Source organism: Bacillus sp. LH1 (assembly GCF_057924895.1).
Genome location: NZ_CM175007.1, coordinates 5,318,500 through 5,341,182, shown reverse-complemented (window position 1 = coordinate 5,341,182; position 22,683 = coordinate 5,318,500). Strand labels below are relative to the sequence as shown.

The 22,683-nt window shown below is 34.5% G+C and carries 19 protein-coding genes; 14 read left to right on the top strand and 5 right to left on the bottom strand.

The annotated features are described in order from the left end of the window. Positions 1-8: 8 nt before the first annotated feature. From rlmH to ACX9TM_RS27525, 3 genes are all read left to right on the top strand, one after another. Positions 9-488, top strand: coding sequence for a 23S rRNA (pseudouridine(1915)-N(3))-methyltransferase RlmH (rlmH, locus tag ACX9TM_RS27535; RefSeq protein ID WP_001027000.1), 480 nt, complete (start codon positions 9-11; stop codon positions 486-488). A 68-nt stretch (positions 489-556) separates the two neighbouring features. Beyond that, entirely contained in the window at positions 557-2,575 is a 2,019-nt protein-coding gene (locus ACX9TM_RS27530; RefSeq protein WP_065381951.1) for a GAF domain-containing sensor histidine kinase, read from the top strand. Between the two features lie 219 nt (positions 2,576-2,794). Next, on the top strand, positions 2,795-3,673 hold the full coding sequence (locus ACX9TM_RS27525) for a radical SAM/SPASM domain-containing protein (RefSeq protein ID WP_000713630.1): 879 nt from the start codon (positions 2,795-2,797) through the stop codon (positions 3,671-3,673). Between the two features lie 39 nt (positions 3,674-3,712). On the opposite strand, the gene pepF is transcribed toward ACX9TM_RS27525, so the two are convergent. Together pepF and guaC are read right to left on the bottom strand one after the other, a co-directional pair. Next, positions 3,713-5,530 (bottom strand): oligoendopeptidase F, encoded by a 1,818-nt coding sequence (pepF, locus tag ACX9TM_RS27520; protein ID WP_000800003.1) that lies wholly within the window; start codon positions 5,528-5,530, stop codon positions 3,713-3,715. Between the two features lie 136 nt (positions 5,531-5,666). Then, on the bottom strand, positions 5,667-6,650 hold the full coding sequence (gene guaC / locus ACX9TM_RS27515) for a GMP reductase (RefSeq protein WP_000432447.1): 984 nt from the start codon (positions 6,648-6,650) through the stop codon (positions 5,667-5,669). A gap of 475 nt (positions 6,651-7,125) precedes the next feature. On the opposite strand from guaC, the gene ACX9TM_RS27510 reads away from it, so the two are divergent. Continuing rightward, positions 7,126-8,571 carry a DEAD/DEAH box helicase gene (locus ACX9TM_RS27510; protein ID WP_065381952.1) on the top strand — a complete coding sequence of 482 codons (1,446 nt, stop codon included), beginning with the start codon at positions 7,126-7,128 and terminating at the stop codon, positions 8,569-8,571. 40 nt (positions 8,572-8,611) lie between these two features. Here ACX9TM_RS27510 and ACX9TM_RS27505 read toward each other — a convergent pair whose 3' ends face one another. Beyond that, positions 8,612-9,172: a DUF1836 domain-containing protein gene (locus tag ACX9TM_RS27505; RefSeq protein WP_063219902.1), complete on the bottom strand. Its 561-nt coding sequence runs from the start codon at positions 9,170-9,172 to the stop codon at positions 8,612-8,614. A 164-nt stretch (positions 9,173-9,336) separates the two neighbouring features. Here ACX9TM_RS27505 and trhA point away from each other — a divergent pair, with 164 nt between their 5' ends. From trhA to ACX9TM_RS27485, 4 genes are all read left to right on the top strand, one after another. Further along, complete coding sequence (gene trhA / locus ACX9TM_RS27500; RefSeq protein ID WP_001099727.1) at positions 9,337-9,984, top strand: PAQR family membrane homeostasis protein TrhA; 648 nt, start codon at positions 9,337-9,339, stop codon at positions 9,982-9,984. A gap of 185 nt (positions 9,985-10,169) precedes the next feature. Then, a complete protein-coding gene (gene galE / locus ACX9TM_RS27495; RefSeq protein ID WP_000996541.1) occupies positions 10,170-11,186 on the top strand; it encodes a UDP-glucose 4-epimerase GalE in 1,017 nt (338 codons plus the stop codon). Between the two features lie 445 nt (positions 11,187-11,631). Next, positions 11,632-12,222 (top strand): AmiS/UreI family transporter, encoded by a 591-nt coding sequence (locus ACX9TM_RS27490; protein WP_000542569.1) that lies wholly within the window; start codon positions 11,632-11,634, stop codon positions 12,220-12,222. Between the two features lie 99 nt (positions 12,223-12,321). After that, positions 12,322-13,209, top strand: coding sequence for an NAD-dependent epimerase/dehydratase family protein (locus tag ACX9TM_RS27485; protein WP_002195968.1), 888 nt, complete (start codon positions 12,322-12,324; stop codon positions 13,207-13,209). Between the two features lie 88 nt (positions 13,210-13,297). Here ACX9TM_RS27485 and sodA read toward each other — a convergent pair whose 3' ends face one another. Further along, entirely contained in the window at positions 13,298-13,924 is a 627-nt protein-coding gene (gene sodA / locus ACX9TM_RS27480) for a superoxide dismutase [Mn] (protein ID WP_000094042.1), read from the bottom strand. Positions 13,925-14,141: 217 nt separating this feature from the next. On the opposite strand from sodA, the gene ACX9TM_RS27475 reads away from it, so the two are divergent. Together ACX9TM_RS27475 and ACX9TM_RS27470 are read left to right on the top strand one after the other, a co-directional pair. Beyond that, entirely contained in the window at positions 14,142-15,212 is a 1,071-nt protein-coding gene (locus tag ACX9TM_RS27475; RefSeq protein ID WP_000047627.1) for a nitric oxide synthase oxygenase, read from the top strand. Positions 15,213-15,572: 360 nt separating this feature from the next. Then, the gene (locus ACX9TM_RS27470; protein ID WP_001242445.1) at positions 15,573-17,141 is read left to right on the top strand and encodes a BCCT family transporter; all 1,569 of its coding nucleotides are present in this window, start codon (positions 15,573-15,575) and stop codon (positions 17,139-17,141) included. 52 nt (positions 17,142-17,193) lie between these two features. Here ACX9TM_RS27470 and ACX9TM_RS27465 read toward each other — a convergent pair whose 3' ends face one another. Further along, entirely contained in the window at positions 17,194-18,492 is a 1,299-nt protein-coding gene (locus ACX9TM_RS27465) for an MFS transporter (protein WP_072770019.1), read from the bottom strand. Positions 18,493-18,818: 326 nt separating this feature from the next. Between ACX9TM_RS27465 and lytS the strand changes: the two genes are divergently transcribed. From lytS to lrgB, 4 genes are all read left to right on the top strand, one after another. Further along, positions 18,819-20,588 carry a two-component system sensor histidine kinase LytS gene (gene lytS, locus ACX9TM_RS27460; protein WP_000933561.1) on the top strand — a complete coding sequence of 590 codons (1,770 nt, stop codon included), beginning with the start codon at positions 18,819-18,821 and terminating at the stop codon, positions 20,586-20,588. Continuing rightward, positions 20,566-21,306 (top strand): LytR/AlgR family response regulator transcription factor, encoded by a 741-nt coding sequence (locus ACX9TM_RS27455; protein ID WP_017657608.1) that lies wholly within the window; start codon positions 20,566-20,568, stop codon positions 21,304-21,306. The genes lytS and ACX9TM_RS27455 overlap by 23 nt, the downstream gene beginning before the upstream one ends. Before the next feature lie 132 nt (positions 21,307-21,438). Beyond that, a complete protein-coding gene (gene lrgA, locus ACX9TM_RS27450; RefSeq protein WP_000104901.1) occupies positions 21,439-21,870 on the top strand; it encodes an antiholin-like murein hydrolase modulator LrgA in 432 nt (143 codons plus the stop codon). 35 nt (positions 21,871-21,905) lie between these two features. Continuing rightward, positions 21,906-22,598, top strand: coding sequence for an antiholin-like protein LrgB (gene lrgB, locus ACX9TM_RS27445; RefSeq protein WP_000168869.1), 693 nt, complete (start codon positions 21,906-21,908; stop codon positions 22,596-22,598). The last annotated feature ends 85 nt before the right edge of the window (positions 22,599-22,683 follow it).

Sequence of the window (22,683 nt, the reverse complement as noted above, 5' to 3'; positions counted from 1 at the left end):
GGATACGTGTGAATATCTCGATTATTTCAATTGGGAAATTAAAAGAAAAATATTTGAAACAAGGTATAGCAGAATACTTAAAACGATTATCTGCATACGCAAAAGTAGAAGTAATTGAATTGCCTGATGAAAAGGCGCCAGAAAATTTAAGTGAAGCAGAAATGTTAATTGTAAAGGAAAAAGAAGGTATACGTATACTGGATAAAATTTCTGATGACACACATGTGATTGCATTAGCTATAGAAGGAAAGCAAAAGTCATCAGAAGAATTCGCGATAAGTCTAGATCGCCTTGCTACATACGGAAAGAGTAAAGTCGCATTTGTAATTGGTGGATCACTTGGACTAAGCTCAGAAGTGATGAAGCGTTCAAATGAATCACTTTCTTTTTCAAAGATGACATTACCACACCAATTAATGCGATTAGTGTTGCTTGAGCAAGTGTATAGAGCGTTTCGGATTAATCGTGGGGAACCGTATCATAAGTAATGTATTCTATATAAAACACTGATATTATCATATTTATTTTATTATGCCTATAACTGGAGGCTATGTGAATGGTAAGTGATCAGACGAGATATTCTAGGCTCGCGAATATAACAAAAATAATAAATACGAAATTAGAACTACGTGACGTATTGCAGCGTGTGACAATGGCGATATCAGAGGAGATTGTTAGGTGCGACGCTGTTGGAATTTATTTACCCCAGGAAGATGGAACATTTAGAGGGTTTGCAGGAAAACCAGAGACTATAAATGGTGTAACGCTCGATACTCAAGTAATTGATCCTGAAATAGACTTACTGGCAAAAGAAGTTATTGAAACGAAAAGAACCATCTATATTCCTGATACCTCAAAGGATCATCGACCAGATCCGAGACCGGTTAATGCATTCAAAATTAAGTCCTTATTAGCTCTGCCTATCTCATTTGGGCAAGAGTTATTTGGTCTGGTTTTTTTATTTGATTATGGAATTCCGATGAACTTAACAGATTCAGAAATTCAAAGTGTTGAAGCTTATGTAAATATGGCTGCGGTTGCAATTCAAAACGCAAATAATTTAAAACAAAAGGAAAACCTTATTGCTGAGAAACAACTGTTACTAAATGTTACACGTGATTTATCGATGTGTTCCTCGATACAGGAGAGTTTTGATAAATGCTTTTTTTACCTAGAACAGATTTTAGAGAGTAAAAATATGACTGCTCATCTTCTAGATCCGCTAGACAAAACAACAATTAAAACAACGAAATTAAGTAAGGACTGTCATTGGACAGAAGCGGATTGGACAGAGAAAAGCTATGAAGCCAAGATCCAAGAGGTTATTCAAACAAAAAATATAGATAGTAAGGGTCTATTGATGATTCCATTGGTTTCAATGGGAGAAGTATTAGGGGTAATAGTCGTTGGCAAAGAAGGAAAAGCTCACAATTATGATGATTCCCAACTTCAACTAGCAAAATCTATCGTTGATGCCACAGCCCCTACGTTTTCGAATTTGTTGTATATGGATCAACTAGAGAGCATAGTGGAAGAGCGAACGAGAGAGCTAGCTGCTGCTAATGAAAAAGTTACAAGTGTGATTGAATGTATTACGGATGGATTTTTTATTTTAAATAATAAATGGGAATTTACGTACGTAAATAAGCACCAATATTTTCCGAAAAGAAAAACAGCAAAAGATGTATTAGGAAAGAATATATGGAATGTTTTCCCGAGTGAAATTGAAACAGTTATGTATAAGGAATTTCATCGTGCGATGTCAGAGCGAACTACAGTTCATTTCGAATTTCTTTCTACTGCAGATGAATATTGGCACGAAGTTATTGCATACCCATATGATGATGGTATTTGTTGTATTTTTAAAAACATAACGGAAAAAAAGAAATATGAACAGGAATTGAAAAGATTATCCAATATAGATTTAATAGGGCAAATGGCAGCAGGTATCAGCCATGAAATTAGAAATCCAATGACAACAGTACTGGGATTTTTACAGTTATTAAAAGAAGAGAATACCTATGAGAAACATAATAAGTACTTTCATTTAATGATTGAAGAACTTAACCGTGCCAATTCTATTATTACTGAATTTCTCTCAATGGGTAATACAAGGAAATTGGATTTGCAGATGTTAGATTTAAATTCAATTATCCGCGATATTATTCCTTTAATAAAGATTGATACGTACAATCAAAATAAATATATTCAAGTCGATACAAATGACATTCCAGAATTACTTTTAAATCGTAATGAGATACGGCAATTATTAATGAATCTATATCGTAATGGCTTAGAAGCGATGAATACAGGGAAAGTTCTAACCATTAGCACTTACAAGGAAGGTCAAAATTGTGTGGTGCTTGCAGTGCGGGATCAAGGAAAAGGTATCAGGCCTGAAGTATTAGAGAAACTGGGTACGCCGTTTTACACGACCAAAGATAATGGAACTGGATTGGGGTTAGGTGTATGTTATGCCATTGCTGCCCGCCATAATGCAAAAATAGAAATTCAAACAGGATCGGAAGGCACTACCTTTTTTGTTAAATTTAATTATGAAAATAATAAAAAATAACCTTATTTAGAATAGTTACGATGAGCCGTATCATAAATAAATTTATTCTTTGTATATAAAAGGATAAAAAGACCATTGGACAAAAATTACCGATGGTCTTTTAAATATTATTAGATGGTGTGTAGATTTCCTAAAATAAGTATGTTTCTATTTCCATAAAAATATGCTGTAATATGAAGAGGAAAAAGTATAAGTAGTTAGAGAAGTGAGGAATTAAAGGTGAAGAAGTTTAAGAAGTTTTACTTGGAGATTACGAGTGTATGTAATCTTGCGTGTAGCTTTTGTCCGCCGACGGAAAGGCAGAAGCAATTCATTTCTGTGGAGGATTTTGCTAAAAGATTAGACCAAATTAAACCTCACACAGACTACATTTATTTGCACGTGAAGGGTGAGCCGTTGCTCCATCCGAAAATAGATCAACTATTAGACTTAAGTCATGAAAAAGGATTTAAAGTTAATATTACAACGAACGGAACGTTAATTAATAAGAGAAGACATAGGCTGTTAAATAAGCCTGCGTTAAGACAAATGAATTTTTCACTGCATAGTTTTGATGGACATCCAGGTTCGCAAGATAAAGAGGGCTATGTAAGGAGTATACTTTCCTTCATTAGGGAAGCGACAAGTCAATCAGATTTAATTGTATCGTTAAGGTTATGGAATTTAACTCAGGATAATAAAACAAATGCTGAAATCCAGAAAAATAGAGAGTTATTATCTATAATTGAAAATGAATTTGATCTAGCTTATCAAATTGAAGAGAAGCTTACACCAGGAAAAGGTATAAAAATTGCAGAACGTGTCTTTATTAATCAAGACTATGAATTCCAGTGGCCAGCATTACATGAGGAAGAGGATGATGGGAAAGGATTCTGTCATGGACTTCGTAATCAAGCGGGTATTTTAGCGAATGGAACAGTTATTCCTTGTTGTTTAGATGGTGAAGGGATTATTAACCTTGGGAATATTAATAATGATTCATTTTCTAACATTATTGAAGGTGAAAGGGCAACAAACATTGTCGATGGATTTTCGAAAAGAGTTGCGGTTGAAGAACTTTGCAGGAAATGTGGATATCGCAAACGTTTTGGGAAGTAAATATGAAATAAGCCCTCATTAAAGCGAGGGCTTATTTTTTTATTCTTGATAAGAATGCTCTAATTCATCAATTAATGAACCAACGTAAGAAACAGCTTTACGGATTGCATCTGGTTTTGACATATCTACCCCGGCATGTTTCATTAGTTCAAGTGGTTTCATTGTACCACCAGCACGAAGCACATCTAACCAGCGATCAATAGCAGGTTGTCCTTCCTCTTTAATCATTTGAGCTACTGCAGTGGATGCAGTGAGGCCTGCGGAATATGTATAAGCATATAGACCCATATAATAATGAGGCTGACGCATCCAAGTTAAGCCCGCACCTTCATCGATTTCTACAGAATCTCCCCAGAATGTCGAAAGGACATTTGTTTTAATTTCAGTTAAAGTTGTAGCTGTAAGGGCCTGTCCTTTTTCTGCTAGAGCATATACTCTACGTTGATATTCACCCTCAAGTAAATGAGTAACAAAGTTGTGATAATATGTGCCAAGTAGTTGTAGAATGACCCATCTGCGCATTCTCTTATCGTCAGTAGTCGCTAGTAAATGCTGAGCTAATAGTAATTCATTCATGGTTGATGGTGCTTCAACAAAGTACATAGATGGGCGTACGTTCATGATACGTTGGTTTTTATTTGCTAAATAGAAATGACCAGCATGTCCAAATTCATGTGCTAATGTAAAGCATCCACGCATCGTATTTTGCCATGTAATTAAAATATAGGGATGAGAGCCGTATGGACTTGAGCAAAATGCCCCTGTTGATTTGCCTACGTTATCTGCAAGATCTACCCATCTTTCTTTGAATCCTTTTTGGATTATGGAACTATATTCATCGCCTAATACTTTTAAAGAATCTTGAATGAGCGTGCCTGCTTCTTCATAAGTAATCGCCGGATTAAATTCGGGATCTAAAGGTGCATGTAAGTCACAGAAAAGCATTTGATCGAGTCCTAATACTCTCTTTTTTAAATCTGCAAAACGGCGCATATGAGGTGCTAGTTCTTTATAAATAATATCAAGTTGGTTGTTATACATTTCAAGTGGAACCTTTTGTGGTTCTAATAGCATATGAGTAACGGATTCATATTTACGTAAACGAGAAAGTGTTACTTGTTTTTTTACTTCAGTAGCATATGTTGTGGCAATTGTATTTTTATATCGTTTCAGTGTGGAAACAAATGATGAATATGCTTTTCGACGTATATATGTGCTTGGAGAAAATTCATATTTGCTTTCAAATAATGAGAATGAAACAGGAAGTTCGTTTCCTTGTTCGTCTTGTATAGAAGTGAAATCCATATCGGCCAATTTAGTCATGCCGTAAATTTTGTATGGAGAACTATGAACTTCGCCAAGTGCAGCAAGTGCTTCTTCTGTTTCAGGAGAGAGTGTGTGCTGTCTTTTTTGTAGTATTTCTAGTAAAGATTTACGGAAAGGTTCGAGTTTTGTTTCTTCAGTTAAACATCTTTCAATTGTTCCTTCGTCGAATGAGAGGATTTCATTATGAATAAAGGATAGTGCAGTATGTACTTTCGTCCATAAAGCGGAAATTTTGGAAGAGTTCGCTTGAATACTTGGATTTGTACGATCAGTAGCTTCTTTTAAATTTGCATATGAGTACAGTTTTGTTAACGTCATTAAAAGCTCTTCTTCTAAAAGTAGGCAATTTAATAAAGTGTGGGAGCTAGTATGTAAATGCCCTTTAAATGAATCAAGTTTCTGTATATCATTTTCCAATGCGTTTAATGCAGTATGCCATTCGGCATCAGAATTATACAAATCGGATAAATCCCATGTTAGTTCAGCGGGTACCTCTGCGCGATTAAGGCGATTTTCTATTACATTTTTCAAGTTGTATCTCCCCCTTATTAAGACTATCTAAACACATAATACTAGAAAATTCAGTTAAATTAAAATGTTTTACATTTTCATATACAAAAAAGAAGGACAAGCATGAAAATGCTTGTCCTTCGAGTTAATTTAAGAATTAATATACTTTGTCACCATTGAAAATCGAGTTTTTCACGACAACATAATCTACAGTACGAATAGCGTCTAATTTTGTTCCGCCAGCGTAAGAGATAGAAGATTGAAGATCTTGTTCCATTTCGATTAACGTATCTTCTAAAGAACCTTTATGCTCAACGAACATTTTCTTACCTTCAACGTTTTTCTTCTCACCCTTTTGGAATTCAGAAGCAGAACCGAAGTATTCTTTATAAAGTTTTCCATCTCTTTCAATTGTTTCCCCTGGAGACTCTTCGTGACCAGCAAATAGAGAACCGATCATGACCATAGTTGCCCCAAAGCGAATAGATTTAGCTACGTCGCCGTGTGTACGAATACCACCATCAGCGATAATTGGCTTACTTGCAGCTTTTGCACACCAGCGAAGCGCAGCTAGCTGCCAACCACCAGTTCCGAAGCCTGTTTTAATTTTAGTAATACAAACTTTACCAGGTCCAATACCAACTTTTGTTGCATCGGCACCAGCATTTTCTAATTCTCTTACCGCTTCTGGAGTTCCAACGTTTCCAGCGATAACGAAGCTCTCTGGTAAATGTTTTTTAATATGTTGAATCATGTTGATCACAGCATTAGAATGACCGTGTGCGATATCAATCGTGATATATTCAGGTGTAAGTTGCTCAGCAGCTAATTGTTGTACGAATTCATATTCGTCCTCTTTTACACCAACGCTGATAGAAGCGATTAATCCACGTGATTGCATATCTCTAATGAATGAGATTCGTTTCTCTGGTTGGAAACGATGCATGATATAAAAGTAGTTGTTCTCAGCTAAATAAGTTGCAATTCTTTCATCAATAATCGTTTGCATATTTGCAGGCACGACAGGTAATTTAAATTTATGTTTTCCTAAAGTGACAGTTGTATCACATTCAGAGCGGCTATTTACAATACATTTTGCAGGAATTAATTGAATATCTTCATAGTCGAATACGTTTTCCATCATTTACACCCCTAAAATACGAATATTTTATTTTTATTAATCAAAAATGTTCGTCCATAGGATAATTTACATTATTTTTATTAAGAAGTCAAAGGATTTCTTAACATTTTTTAAAAAAATAGATTTTATACCTGAAAAACAACGTTAAAAACGAATTTAAAACATTTTTTTGTTTTTATTGTTCGTTTATAGGAAGGGTTGAAAAATTAAGATAATTATAGAAGGTTGTATGTATTCTTTTTATTTTTTTAATTGGATGTAGGATACTATAAAAAGGTTAATGCTAACAATACGAGCAAAAGATGTTATCAAGTAGTTGAACAATATATGAAATGAAAAGGTTTATTTCTATATAAAAAGATGAATCTGGCATGATTCACCTTTTATGTGAGGTTTCAAGTATAATAAGTAGGGTGATAGTAACGTATACAAAAGATAAAAAAGAAAATAATACAGAATAAAATGAGGTTAATATATGAGTAAAAAAAGTTTTTCTGATTATAAATTAAGTAAGGAAATTGTAAGGGCACTTACTGGGTTAGGGTATGATCATCCAACAGAAGTACAAGGTGAGGTTATTCCAGTTGCATTACAAAAGAAGGATCTTGTTGTGAAGTCCCAGACTGGAAGTGGAAAAACAGCTTCATTTGGTATTCCACTTTGTGAAATGGTGGAGTGGGAAGAGAATAAACCACAAGCATTAGTTTTAACACCAACGAGAGAGCTTGCGGTACAGGTAAAAGAAGATATTACAAATATAGGTCGATTCAAGAGGATTAAGGCTGCGGCAGTTTATGGGAAATCTCCATTTGCACGTCAAAAATTAGAATTAAAGCAAAAGACACATATTGTAGTTGGGACTCCTGGTCGTGTGTTGGATCATATTGAGAAGGGTACCCTTTCTTTAGAGTGTTTGAAGTATTTAGTTATTGATGAAGCAGATGAGATGCTAAATATGGGCTTTATCGATCAAGTAGAGGCAATTATTGATGAATTACCTACAAAAAGAATGACGATGTTATTTTCAGCAACACTTCCAGAAGATGTTGAGAAATTGTCTCGTACATATATGAATTCACCAACTCATATTGAAATTAAAGCGGCTGGGATTACGACGGATAAAATTGAACATACTCTTTTTGAGGTGATAGAAGACGAGAAGCTTTCACTACTTAAAGATGTAACAACGATTGAGAATCCTGATAGCTGTATTATTTTCTGCCGTACACAAGAAAGTGTAGATCATGTATATAGACAATTAAAACGAGCTAACTATCCCTGTGACAAAATACATGGTGGTATGGTACAAGAAGATCGTTTTGAAGTCATGGATGATTTTAGAAAAGGAAAATTCCGTTATTTAGTAGCAACAGATGTAGCTGCGAGAGGAATTGATATTGATAATATTACACATGTTATTAATTATGATATTCCACTTGAAAAAGAAAGCTATGTACATCGTACTGGAAGAACGGGACGAGCTGGAAATAGTGGAAAAGCTATTACATTTATAACACCATATGAAAATAGATTTTTAGAAGAGATTGAGGAGTATATTGGATTTGAAATTCCAAAGGCAATTGGACCTTCAAAAGAAGAAGTTATGAAAGAGAAAGCTGCATTTGAAGAAAAGATACATGCTAAACCAATTATAAAGAAAGATAAAAATGCAGACATCAACAAAGGCATTATGAAGCTGTACTTTAATGGCGGGAAGAAAAAGAAAATTAGGGCGGTAGATTTCGTCGGTACAATTGCTAAAATTAAAGGTGTTACAGCAGAAGATATAGGTATTATTACGATACAAGATAATGTTTCTTATGTTGAAATATTAAATGGAAAAGGACCACTCGTCTTGAAAGTCATGAAGACTACAACGATTAAAGGGAAACAACTAAAAGTTCATGAAGCAATTAAGTAAATAAAAAACTATCCACTTTAATAGGTGGATAGTTTTTTATTTATGATTCTTTTAAATCATCCACTAGTTGCTCCGCTAAACGTCTATACATATTACTCATAGTCACGAAGGATGTTAGTAGTAGAAATTTTTCTAGCTTTGTATCTTCTAAGGAAGAAATCACATTTACTTCTGTAACACGGTTATTTACGTCTTGTTTAAAGCTTTCGACATTGCTTTCAGTAAGAGCAAGATAATTTTTGTATAACGTATTTAATTCGAATGAATCATCATTTAATAAGGAGTCATTTATAGTTTCTAATGAACTTTTTATGTCGTTAATGGAGAGAGCTCCCTTTAATTGATAAATTAGGCTAATTAAAATCATATGCTCTTTTGAATACTTTTTATTTTTGATGGGGATGAATAGTTTTCCTTTTGCGTAATTATTAATCATCGTTTTGGTTAATACTTTTTCATCATCAGTTCTCGTTGTATCTGCATAAGTATTCTCAAATAGTTGAACAACTTGATCTACATATAAGTCAACATTTGGAATATCCTCAAGTTTAATGTTTTTTTCTAAATGCAATGTCTCAAGTAATTCATTTATATTTTCCACGTAGAATCCCTCACTTTTATAACTTAGTGGAACTTAATGTTTAATATATCTTTAAATATGGTATTACGAAACAAATGAATTGTAAATGTTGACCTTAAAAAGAAATGTGTATATAATTACATGTAGTTATCAAAACTACATGTAATTATATGAGGGGTGTTATTATGAATACTTATGTAAGGGAACCAGTTAATGCATTTACTCACTTAGGTGGAGCAATATTATCATTTATTGCCTTATTAGCTATGCTTGTGAAAGTTTCTATCAAGATGCCATCATTTGCTGCAATTACAGCTGTTATTTTGTTTGGTATTGGAATGATGGTCCTTTATACGGCGTCAGCTGTGTATCATAGTGTTGTGGCCAATGAACGTGTTATTTACTTCTTTAGGAAGCTAGATCATTCTATGATTTTTATATTAATTGCAGGTACATATGCACCCTTTTGCTTAATTACATTAAATTCAGCAAGTGGTTTACTATTATTTTGTTTAGTCTATGCAACTGCGATTTGTGGCATTGTATTTAAAATGTTTTGGTTTAATTGTCCAAGATGGTTATCGACAGCAATTTATATTACGATGGGTTGGTTAATTGTGTTATTCTTTGCACCGTTAGCTGAGAATTTAAGTACAGGAGGCATTATTTTCTTAGTACTTGGGGGCATTTTTTATACAATTGGTGGATTTATTTATGGAATAAAGCCAAAATGGTTAGAGTTTAAATATATGGGGCATCATGAAATTTTTCATGTTTTTGTATTATTAGGTAGTCTTGCGCATTTTCTAAGTGTATATTGTTATGTAATTTAATAAAAAAAACGCCACATAATAAAAATTATGTGGCGTTTTTTTATTACCTGATTAGAATCGTATATGTTATAAATTTATTATGGGATAAAATGTAAGTTTCTGTGTTCGCATGTTAAACATAGGATAAGAAATATGTGATATACTTTGAGAAGTTTATAATGAATGAAATATGGAGGACTATAATTATGGCAATACTTGTAACAGGTGGAGCAGGATATATTGGTAGTCATACATGTGTAGAATTACTAAATAGCGGTTACGAAGTTATAGTAGTGGATAATCTTTCGAATAGCTCGGTAGAATCTATAAATCGAGTGAAAGAAATAACAGGAAAACAATTTAAGTTTTATAAAGAAGATGTTTTAAATCGCGAAGCGCTTGACGCAATTTTTGAAGAAAATGCAATTGAAGCAGTTATTCACTTTGCAGGATTTAAAGCTGTAGGGGAGTCAGTAGCGATTCCATTAACATATTATCATAACAACATTACAAGCACGTTAGTGCTATGTGAAGTAATGCAGAAACATAATGTAAAGAAGATAATCTTTAGTTCATCTGCAACTGTATATGGTATCCCGGAAACGTCACCGATTACGGAGGAGTTTCCATTAAGTGCAACAAATCCATATGGTCAAACGAAATTAATGATTGAGCAAATTATGCGTGATGTAGCATTTGCAGATGCAGAATGGAGTATCGCATTACTTCGCTATTTCAATCCATTTGGTGCACACGAAAGTGGGCGTATCGGAGAAGATCCAAATGGAATCCCAAATAACTTAATGCCATATGTAACGCAAGTAGCGGTAGGTAAGTTAAAAGAATTAAGCGTATTCGGAAATGACTATCCAACGAAAGATGGAACAGGAGTCCGTGATTACATCCATGTTGTGGACTTAGCAAATGGTCACGTAAAGGCGCTTGAGAAAGTACTGAGTACAACGGGAGTAGATGCTTATAACCTGGGAACAGGTATGGGCTATAGTGTACTAGAGATGGTTGAAGCGTTTGAAAAAGTTTCGGGTAAGAAAGTTCCTTATAAAATTACAGAGCGTCGCCCAGGTGATGTGGCAGTATGTTTTGCTGATGCATCGAAAGCAAAGCGTGAATTAGGCTGGGAGGCAACACGCGGATTAGAAGAAATGTGTGCAGATTCTTGGAAATGGCAATCAAATAATAAAAATGGCTATTTAAAAGTTTAATGATGAATATAAAAAAATGACCTTTGCATAAAAGCAAGAGGTCATTTTTTATTAATTTTATTAGCGAACCTAGAAAAGAACGTTCGCTGTTTTAAATGATGCGATTTTACAATATCTTATGCTAGAAGGTAGTAGAATGAGATAGAGGAATGTATTATTTTATTAATTTTTTATAGAAATTGAAAGCGTATTATTGAAAAGTATTCCAACACTTGTATCATTGATAGAGTCCGTTTATAATCAAGGAATCCTAGTTCATGTTTTGATAGGATTATTTATTATTGAAAGCGTTTTAAGTTCGCTCCTTTTTGAGGTAGGAGGTCTGACTTATTTGAATGAAAAATTATGTATGTAGTTTTAAATGGGAAGAAAAATAATATAAGTATCACTTTATAGTGTGGGGAGGTTAAAAGTGTGAAAGGTAAAGATTTTCACACGAATATATATGGGTTATGTAGGATTATTACTTTCAGGGGCAGCTTTATTTTTAAATAGTCTTGTTATATTAGGGAAAGCAGAGATGAAAAGTGCGGGTGTTTTTAATTTATTTGTGGGTGCACTACAAATTATTATTCCGTTTTATTTGATCATGATTTCTGACCAAAGCAATTGGACAGTGTATTCATATGCGGCTACTTTCTTATTTGGATTAACTTATTTATATGTAGGTGTTACTTTTATAAAAGGAATGGATAGTAGTGGTCTAGGATGGTTTTGTATTTGGGTAGCAATTATAGCCTTATTCTATATGGTTGTTTCATTTGTTCAATTCCATGATGTTGTTAATGCGTTAACGTGGTTTATGTGGGCATTACTTTGGTATTTATTCTTTGTATTAAATACACAAAAGAAGAACATTAATCAATATCTTGGAAGGATTGCCTTCGTACAATCATGGGTAACATTGACTTTACCTTCACTCTTTTATTTTATGGGAGTGTGGGGAGAGGGATTTGTATATGAACTATGGGTTTATGTATCAGTAATTTCTATTTTGTACTTCTGTTATTGTATTTATAAATATCGAGTACGTTAATATATTTTCTGTAGAAAAGCATGGAATCGTTAAACGAATTCCATGCTTTTTATATGTTGGCACTTATAATAGAGAGGTAGTATTTTACAATTTGCTAAAATGGGGATGATGAAGTTGAAAAAAGTATTGGTGCTAGGGGGAACAAGATTTTTTGGTAAACATTTAGTAGAAGCACTTTTGCAAGAGGGGCACGATGTAACGATTGCGACGAGGGGAGTTACTGAAGATTCTTTTGGTAGCGCAGTAAAAAGAATAATTATTGATAGAGAAGATGGAAAGCTACTAGAAAAGTGTCTAGAAGGAAAAAGTTATGATATTGTATACGATAATTTATGCTATAGCTCGAATGCAGCGAAGATAACATGTGAAGTGTTACGAGGGAAAACGAAGAAATATGTTATGACATCTTCAATGGCCGTCTATGAACCTGCCCTAAGCTTATCAGAAGAAGACTTTAATCCGTACGATTATGCAATCGCGTATGGAGATAGGAATGACTTCAATTATGGTGAAGGAAAGAGATTAGCTGAAGCCGTTGTATTTCAACAAGCAACATTCCCAGTTGTTGCAGTTCGTTTTCCAGTTGTTATTGGAGAAAACGATTATACGAAAAGGTTACAATTTTACGTTGAATGTATTGTGAACCAAAAACCTATCGTTGTGGATCATGTAGATGGAACTTTGTCATTTATACATGAAAAAGAGGCAGGAGAGTTTCTAGCTTGGTGCGGAATGGAAAATGTGAAAGGGCCAATTAACGCCTGTAGTAACGGGGTAGTTTCTACGGAAGAAATTATTCATTTCATAGAAGAGAAGACAGGAATAAAAGCACTCATTCAGAAAGCTGGGGAAAATATAGCTCCTTATAATGAGGTAACTAACTGTACATTACATAATGGAAAGGCTCGTGAATTCGGATTTTTGTTCCGAGAGCTGAAACTAGAAATGAAAAATGTTTTAAAACATTATATAAATACAATGAAGTAATCATAAATCCCCCGGTGGCAATCCGGGGGATTCTGGAGGATTTCGACAATACTGATTTTACATTACCAAATTTACCTTATACGTACGACTAATGTTTTTGTGATTGAATTGCTTGTAAATACTTCTCGTTTACTTGGTCCCAGTTTACTGTATGCCACCAGTTGGTAACAAACTCTGGGCGCCTATTTTGATACTTTAAATAATAAGCATGTTCCCATACATCAATTACGAGTAAGGGGATTTTCCCTTCTTGCAAAGGCGTATCTTGATTTGGTGTACTCATAACAGAGAGTTCCTCACCGTCAAGAACAAGCCATCCATAGCCACTTCCAAAACGACTAATAGCTGCTTTGGAAAGTTGATCTTTTAAGTTGTCAAAGGTATTGAAATAATAATCAATTACTTTTGCAACGTCTCCATTAGGCTCACCGCCACCTCGTGGGCTCATCACTTCCCAAAAAAGACTATGACAATAGTGACCGCCACCGTTATTTCGTACAGCTGTAACAATTTCCTTCGGTAAAGTATCTAAATTACATAGCAATTCTTCTAAAGATTTATTATGTAATTCAGTATAATTTTCTAAAGTAGCATTTAAATTGTTTACGTATGTCGCATGGTGCTTTCCATGATGAATGGAAAGTGTATTGCTATCAATATGTGGCTCTAGTTCATCATAGTCATATGAAAGCTTTGGCAATTGAAATGAAGACATAACATTACCTCCTTTCTATTTAAAAAGTTGGTCTAGGTAAAAATACTTTACCTGAGTCAAAAATACACCCATTTTCCATATAAGTCAATAGTAAGTCCATTAATTTTCTGAAAAATATTACAATAAAAGTAACACTCTCACTTTCATTTGTGACTCCTATCCTTTTTGCTTATACTGTAAAGTAGCAGGGCTTTGTTGAAATAGAAGGAGATTGTTTATGAGTAAAACGAAACAATTAATAGAAGAAGCAAGTAATTTTATTACGATTTGTTATAAGGAGCTTCATAAAGAACAATTGATAGAAGAACGTATAAAAGAAATTCAAATTGAGATAGAGAAGACAGGGACATATGAGCATACATTTGAAGAACTTGTTCATGGTTCACGAATGGCATGGCGTAACAGTAATAGATGTATTGGAAGACTATTTTGGAGTAAGATGCACATATTAGATGCGCGCGAAGTAAATGATGAAGAGGGTGTATATAATGCATTAATTCATCATATTAAATATGCAACGAACGACGGGAAAGTTAAACCAACCATTACGATTTTTAAGCAATATCAAGGTGAAGAAAATAATATAAGAATTTATAATCACCAATTGATTCGATATGCAGGATATAAAACAGAAACGGGAGTGATTGGTGATTCTCATTCCGCTACATTTACGGACTTTTGTCAGGGGCTTGGTTGGCAAGGAGAAGGTACGAATTTCGATGTATTGCCACTTGTGTTCTCTATAAACGGGAAGGCACCTACATATAAAGAAATTCCGAGAGAAGAAGTAAAAGAAGTGCCAATTGAACACCCAGAATACCCTATTTCATCACTTGGAGTGAAATGGTATGGTGTTCCAATGATTTCAGATATGCGTTTAGAAATTGGCGGTATTTCTTATACAGCCGCTCCGTTCAATGGATGGTATATGGGAACAGAAATCGGGGCGCGCAACTTAGCAGATCATGATCGTTATAATTTACTTCCGGCTGTTGCGGAGATGATGGATTTAGATACATCGAGAAACGGTACCTTATGGAAAGATAAGGCGCTAATTGAGTTGAATATTGCCGTACTACACTCCTTTAAAAAACAAGGAGTTAGTATTGTTGATCACCATACTGCTGCACAACAATTTCAGCAATTTGAGAAGCAAGAAGCTGCTTGTGGTCGTGTTGTAACAGGTAATTGGGTATGGCTTATTCCGCCATTATCTCCAGCTACCACTCACATTTATCATAAACCGTATCCGAATGAAATTTTGAAGCCAAATTTCTTTCATAAATAATATTTAGTGCAGTTTTTTTCTGCAAAATATATTTTTTTTAATTACTGTTATGTAGCAAATGGAAGCCTTTACTCTCGGTTATTTTTGGAAGAGGCTTTTTGAACCAAGGAGTACCTTATGTTATAATCAAATTTCTGTTTCGAAGACCTTATAGAAATATAAGGTCTTTTGTTTTGCTTTTTTATGTAAGAGGAAGAGAATTTTTCTTTTTAATAAGGGATTTGGCATATTTTTAGGGACAACATAAGTATGTGGGAAGTCGATAAAATGTTATGCATATATAATTATTATGTTTTAGGTTTAAACAATAAAACATAATAAAGTTGTTTTTTTAGATTGCTGAGGAAGGAGGAAGTATAAATGAGGATGAAGAGTCGAAAAACTGATTGGCCTGTATTTATTATTAGTGGTGGTTCACTTTTATTATTTGTAATTGCAGTTTTTTTGAACAAGGATTATGTAGAGAGTGCGATTAATAAAAGTTTCGCTTTTTCAATTAAATATTTCGGTGCCTTCTGGCAAGTTTTATTATTAGGTACATTTATTGTTGCGATGTGTATGGCTTTCTCCAAATATGGGAGAGTTAAGCTTGGGGGATTAGAAAAACCTGAGATTAGTACGGCAAAATGGCTTGCTATTATTATGTCTACATTACTTGCTGGAGGTGGCGTTTTTTGGGCAGCAGCAGAGCCAATGTATCATTTGATGACGGTGCCACCAATACATGATGGTATATCTGCTGGAACGAAAGAAGCAGTCATGCCTGCTTTAGCACAAAGTTATATGCATTGGGGATTTTTAGCATGGACGATTTTAGGTACAATTAGTGCGGTAGTTATGATGTATGGACATTATCATAAAGATATGCCGCTAAAACCTCGAACACTTTTATATCCTATTTTTGGGGAAAAATTAAGAAAGAGCCTGCTTGGAACGATAATTGATGCAGCTGCAATTATTGCAGTAGCTGCAGGTACAATTGGCCCAATTGGATTTTTAGGTTTACAAGCAAGTTATGGATTACAAGAATTATTTGGAGTTTCTGATGTGTTTACTACTCAATTAGCAATTATTGTTTGTGTGGTGGCCGTGTCTACCATATCGGCAGTAACAGGTATTGATAAAGGGATTCAAATTATAAGTAATTTAAATGTTAGATTAGCAATTGTGTTAATGGCATTCATATTACTATTTGGGCCAGGTGGATTTATTATTGATTCGTTTGTTTCTTCGTTTGGATTTTATGTAAATGAGTTTATACCGATGAGCACATACCGTGGTGATACAAGTTGGTTAGGATCTTGGACAATCTTTTTCTGGGGATGGTTTATTGGATACGGACCAATGATGGCAATTTTAGTGAGTCGAATTTCAAGAGGGAGAACGATTCGAGAAATCATCGTTGCAATTGGAATTATCGCACCTATTATTACAACATTTTGGTTTACTATATTAGGTGGATCAGGCGTGTTTTATGAGTTGATGAATCCTGGGTCTATCTCGGACGCATTAAGTGAATCTGGTATGCCGGCAGCTATGATTGCAATTACAGGGCAATTGCCACTTTCTAATATTATTGGACCAGCATTTCTTTTATTAACAATTTTATTTGTAGTGACAACAGGAGATTCAATGGCGTATTCTATTTCAATGGCAGTGACTGGAGACGGAGATCCTAGAATTAGTTTGCGAATTTTTTGGTCGCTTATTATGGGCGCAGTTGCAGCAATTCTTTTATATATGGGTGAAGGAAGTATTAATGCGCTACAATCGTTTATCGTGGTGACGGCAGTTCCGGTATCAATTTTGTTATTCCCAATGCTATGGTTAGCGCCTAAAGTTGCGGGAGAATTAGCATTAAAACAAGGTATTGTAAAAGAAGAAGATAAAACTGCATTCTTATTTCAGAAGGCTAGTAAATCAAAATAAATAAAAACGTAAAAGAGGAAGCATCTTAAATGAGATGCTTCCTCTTTTACGTTTAATCTAATACTTTTCCCTTTGTTTCTGGTACACATAGTAGCATTGTAATTAACCCGATTGGGTAGATGATAAAAATCAAGGACAATGCTCCAAGTAGGTTGCCACCTGTAGCAAGTAAGCCAATAATAACAGGCCCAAATCCAGCTAACCCACGTCCTGTACCGAAAATAAAGTTTTCGGCGGTAGAGCGAGCTTCAGCAGGATAGTTTTCAGCTAAAATTGCTCCAAATCCTCCCATCATTCCATTTGCAAAGAATCCAAGCAATGCACTTCCCCATAATAATAATGTTGAATCTGTGAATAAGAAGAAGTAAATGAGACAGTATACTGTACCGCCAATATAATAGATTGCAAAAGTTTTACGGCGACCAATTTTATCAGCTAGAATACCAAAGATTGCAATTCCAATTAGCATACCGATGGTAGAAATGAACATCCAGCCACTTGCTTTTGCTAATGTATAGTTATATTTATTTGCTAAAATAGTGGGCATCCATGTGAAGATTCCGTAATATCCGAAGTTTTGGATGAACGACATAATAATAAGACCAATTGTTGTAATTGTTACTTTTTTATTGGTAAATAACTTTCGAAGTGGAAATTTTTTTATATGTTTTAGTTGTTCTGCTTCAGTAGTTGTTAATTTACCTGCAGCTTCTTTTTGCAATAGTTCCTTTTTGTAGCGTTGTTTTTGCTCCCATATTTTCGGTTCACTTAAACTTTTACGGACATAGACAGCTAGTAAAGCTGGAATTAATCCAAATAAGAAAACGGCTCTCCATCCAAAGTGTGGGACAATAAATGCTGGAAGGAGTGAAGCAATCAGTACACCAAATTGCCATCCAAGTGCAACAACAGATGTCGCTTTAGCGCGCATTTCTTTAGACCATGTTTCTGTTACGATGGCCATTCCGATTCCGAATTCACCACCAACTCCCATTCCAACTAAAAAGCGCAGAATTAATAATTGCCAGTAGTCTGTTGCGAAATAAATGAGTGCGGTTGCTAGTGAAAACAGTAAGATTGTGAAGGCCATTGTACGAATACGGCCAAATAAATCAGCAATAAATCCAAATAAATAAGAACCAATTAACATTCCTATTGTGGTAGCTAAAGTTAAGTTTCCACCTTCAACAGGACTTAAGTGAAACTCTTTTAAAATATAGACAAGTACGAAAGATAATAGCAACATATCTAAACCTTCTGCTGCATATCCTAGCGCAGAACCAAATAATGTTTTATATCTTTTCGCTTTTGTCTCCTCTGTTGTTTGTTGTACATCAGTAGTGACGTTCATTATTACTCCTCCTTATTTTCTACAGTCGCTATGGAAGAATAACAAAAGGCCTTCTCACCTGATATGATGAGAAGGCCAAAAAAGCATACGTATCCCCAAGAAAAGAACATACGTATATTGTATTCCGACTTCCTTCTCAACCTCACGGGGTTGGGTTAAAGGACTGTATTATATTACTTTATTTTTAGCACTCTTCTATATGTATTGTCAAATAAAGAGGAAGTTATTATGTGTAAAATATTTCAAAAAACATTTCGTTCTTCTTGACGCCGACTTCATTATTTTCCCATAATAAAACTAACTAAATAAAAAGGAATGAATCAAAGATGCTAAATTTAGTACTCATGATGATTGAACGAGTCGGACTTATAGTTATTTTAGGATTTTTACTCTCTCATATTAAAACTTTCAGACGCCTCCTTCATAAACAGGATGGCTATGTAGATAAGCTTAAGCTTATTTGTATTTTTTCGGTATTTACAATTGTAAGCAATTACACTGGGATTGAAATAGCAGGAAATACGATTATGAATGAAAATTGGTTACAAGGTGTTTCATCATCGAGTACCATTGCAAATACACGTATTATGGGTGTTGGAATTAGTGGATTGCTTGGTGGTCCTATCGTCGGAATTGGGGTAGGATCAATTGCTGGTATTCACCGTTATATGCTTGGAGGGACGACAGCTCTAAGTTGTGCAATCTCTTCAATTTTAGCAGGCGTTATAACTGGTTATATCGGATACATTTTTAAAAAATATAACCGTACAATTACCCCTAAGTTTTCAGCGATTTTAAGTGTTTTTATCGTTTCTTTAGAAATGATTATGATCCTATTAATTGTAGAGGATGGAATGAGCATTGTGAAAACAATTGCGATACCAATGATCCTTGTAAATAGTTTTGGAAGTTTTATTTTACTTTCTATGATACAAGCTATTTTGCGTCAGGAAGAGAACGCAAAGGCACTTCAGACTCATAAGGTATTACGTATTGCAGATAAAACGTTACCATATTTTCGCCAAGGCTTAACAGAAGAATCGTGTAAGCATGTGGCACAAATTATTCACCGCTTTACAGGAACAGATGCGGTATCCTTAACAGATACAGAGAAAATATTAGCTCATGTTGGATTAGCATCAGATCACCATATTCCGTCACATAGTTTAATAACTGGTTTGTCGAAAGAAGTGTTACACACAGGGAAAATAATGAAAGCAAAATCACGTGAGGTTATTAATTGTCAACATGAAGGCTGCCCTTTGCAAGCGGCGATTGTTATTCCACTAACTTCACATGGAAATACAATAGGGACATTAAAACTGTATTTCAAAAATCCTAACCAGTTAAGTCGTGTGGAAGAGGAATTAGCAGAAGGATTAGCAAAAATATTCTCTACACAACTTGAATTAGGTGAAGCTGAGTTGCAAAGTAAATTATTGCAAGATGCGGAAATAAAGGCATTACAAGCACAAATTAACCCGCATTTTTTATTTAATGCGATTAATACAGTATCAGCTTTATGCCGAACAGATGTAGAAAAAGCAAGGAAGTTATTATTACAGCTTAGCGTATATTTCCGATGTAATTTGCAAGGGGCACGTCAGTTATTGATTCCACTAGAACAAGAATTAAACCATGTACAGGCATATTTATCCTTAGAACAAGCAAGGTTCCCAAATAAGTATGAGGTAAAGATGTATATTGAGGACGAGCTAAAGACAACTTTAGTACCACCATTTGTTCTTCAACTATTGGTTGAAAATGCATTGCGACACGCTTTTCCGAAGAAGCAACCAGTATGTGAAGTAGAAGTGCATGTTTTTGAAAAAGAGGGTATGGTTCATTTTGAAGTAAAAGATAATGGGCAGGGAATTGAGGAAGAACGTTTAGAACAATTAGGAAAGATGGTAGTTTCGTCAAAGAAAGGGACTGGAACAGCTTTATATAATATTAATGAACGTCTTATTGGATTATTTGGAAAAGAAACGATGCTTCATATCGAAAGTGAATTAAATGAGGGGACAGAGATTACTTTTGTTATTCCAAAAAAAGTAGGGGAGGAAGAACAGATTGTTAAAAGTATTAGTAGTTGACGATGAAATGTTAGCACGTGATGAACTAAAGTATTTATTAGAGAGAACGAAAGAAGTTGAGATAATTGGTGAGGCTGATTGTGTGGAAGACGCATTAGAAGAACTAATGCAAAGTAGACCAGATATTGTGTTTTTAGATATTCAATTATCCGATGATAACGGATTTGAAATCGCCAATATATTAAAGAAGATGAAAAATCCACCTGCAATTGTATTTGCTACTGCCTATGATCAATATGCGCTGCAAGCATTTGAAGTAGATGCGTTAGACTACATTTTAAAACCATTTGATGAAGAGCGTATTGTGCAGACATTAAAGAAGTATAAAAAACAAAAACAATCGCAAATAGAAACGAAGCACGAAATAAAGGGGACAGATGTAACAGTAGAGATGCATAAGTTAGCATTACCAATTGAAGAATCAATCGTACTTGTTAATATTGAAGATATTGTATATGTAGGACTTGTGGACGGAAAAGTGACAGTAAAAACAATGAGGGAAACATATGTAACACACGATACACTTGTGATTTTGGAAAAGAAGTTGCCGCAAGTAAGTTTCATGCGTGTTCATCGTAGCTTTATTGCAAATATTAATCATATTACTGAAGTTCAGCCATGGTTTAACTCTACTTATAATTTAATTATGAAAGAAGGATCAAAAGTACCTGTTAGTCGTACATATGCAAAAGAACTCAAGAAGCTGCTTCGTATTTAAGAAGCAGCTTTTGTATTTCATCCTTTTATATTTGTAACTGATTCTGTATATTTGACGTTCCGTTATGTAAACGCTTACTTAGGCGGTTATCTCCTATACAATAAAGGTACCAAATCGAAAGAGGTGGCCAAAATGAGTACGAAAAAAGTATATAGTTTCTTATCACAAGCATTCATATTCTCAGCTATTATGTTAATTTCTAATATTATTGCAACACATTTACCAATTCCAATGCCTTCATCGGTAATCGGGTTAGTTATTTTATTTAGTCTATTATGTTTAAAAGTTATTAAATTGGAGCAAGTTGAATCACTCGGAACAGCTTTAACAGGTATTATTGGATTCTTATTCGTCCCATCAGGTATTTCAGTTATTAATTCTCTTGGTGTAATGGGACAATACTTTGTACAAATTTTAACTGTAATTGTTGTAGCAACAGTTATTTTACTCGCTGTAACAGGATTATTTGCACAATTTATTTTAGGAAAAGATGAAAAAGAAACAGAAGATACAAAAGAATTGAAAGTAGTAAATAAAGGACGCAAGCACGGAAAGGTTGCGTAACCATTGTATTTATATATTGTTGGGAGGTAATGAACATGGCAAGCACAATGACTCCATATTTCGGAATCGTCGTTTCATTAATCGCATACGGAATCGGAACATTATTATTCAAGCATTCAAAAGGGTTCTTCCTATTTACACCATTATTCGTGGCGATGGTATTAGGGATTGTATTTCTAAAGGTAGGTAACTTTACTTTTGAAGAATATAATACTGGCGGAAAAATGATTAGTTTCTTCTTAGAGCCAGCAACAATTGCATTCGCTATCCCACTATATAAACAAGTTGATAAGTTGAAAAAATATTGGTGGCAAATTTTATCAGCTATCGTGGTTGGATCTATTTGCTCAGTAATTGTCGTGTTCATTGTTGCAAAAGCAATCGGTTTAGATACAGCAGTAATGAATTCAATGCTACCACAAGCAGCAACAACAGCAATTGCGTTACCAATTTCAGAAAGTATTGGTGGTATTCCAGCAATTACATCGTTTGCAGTTATTTTCAACGCAGTTATCGTATACGCATTAGGAGCATTATTCTTAAAAACATTTAGAGTGAAACATCCGATTGCAAAAGGTTTAGCACTTGGAACAGCGGGTCATGCATTAGGAGTTGCAGTAGGAATTGAAATGGGTGAGGTAGAGGCAGCGATGGCAAGTATTGCTGTAACGGTAGTTGGGGTTGTAACAGTAGTTGTCATCCCAATGTTCATGCCATTCATTGGATAGTAAAACTTACTTAAAAAATAAGAAAAGCAAGCTATTTGTAGGACAGATTTCTACTGATAGCTTGCTTTTTATGTTACAGTAGTGG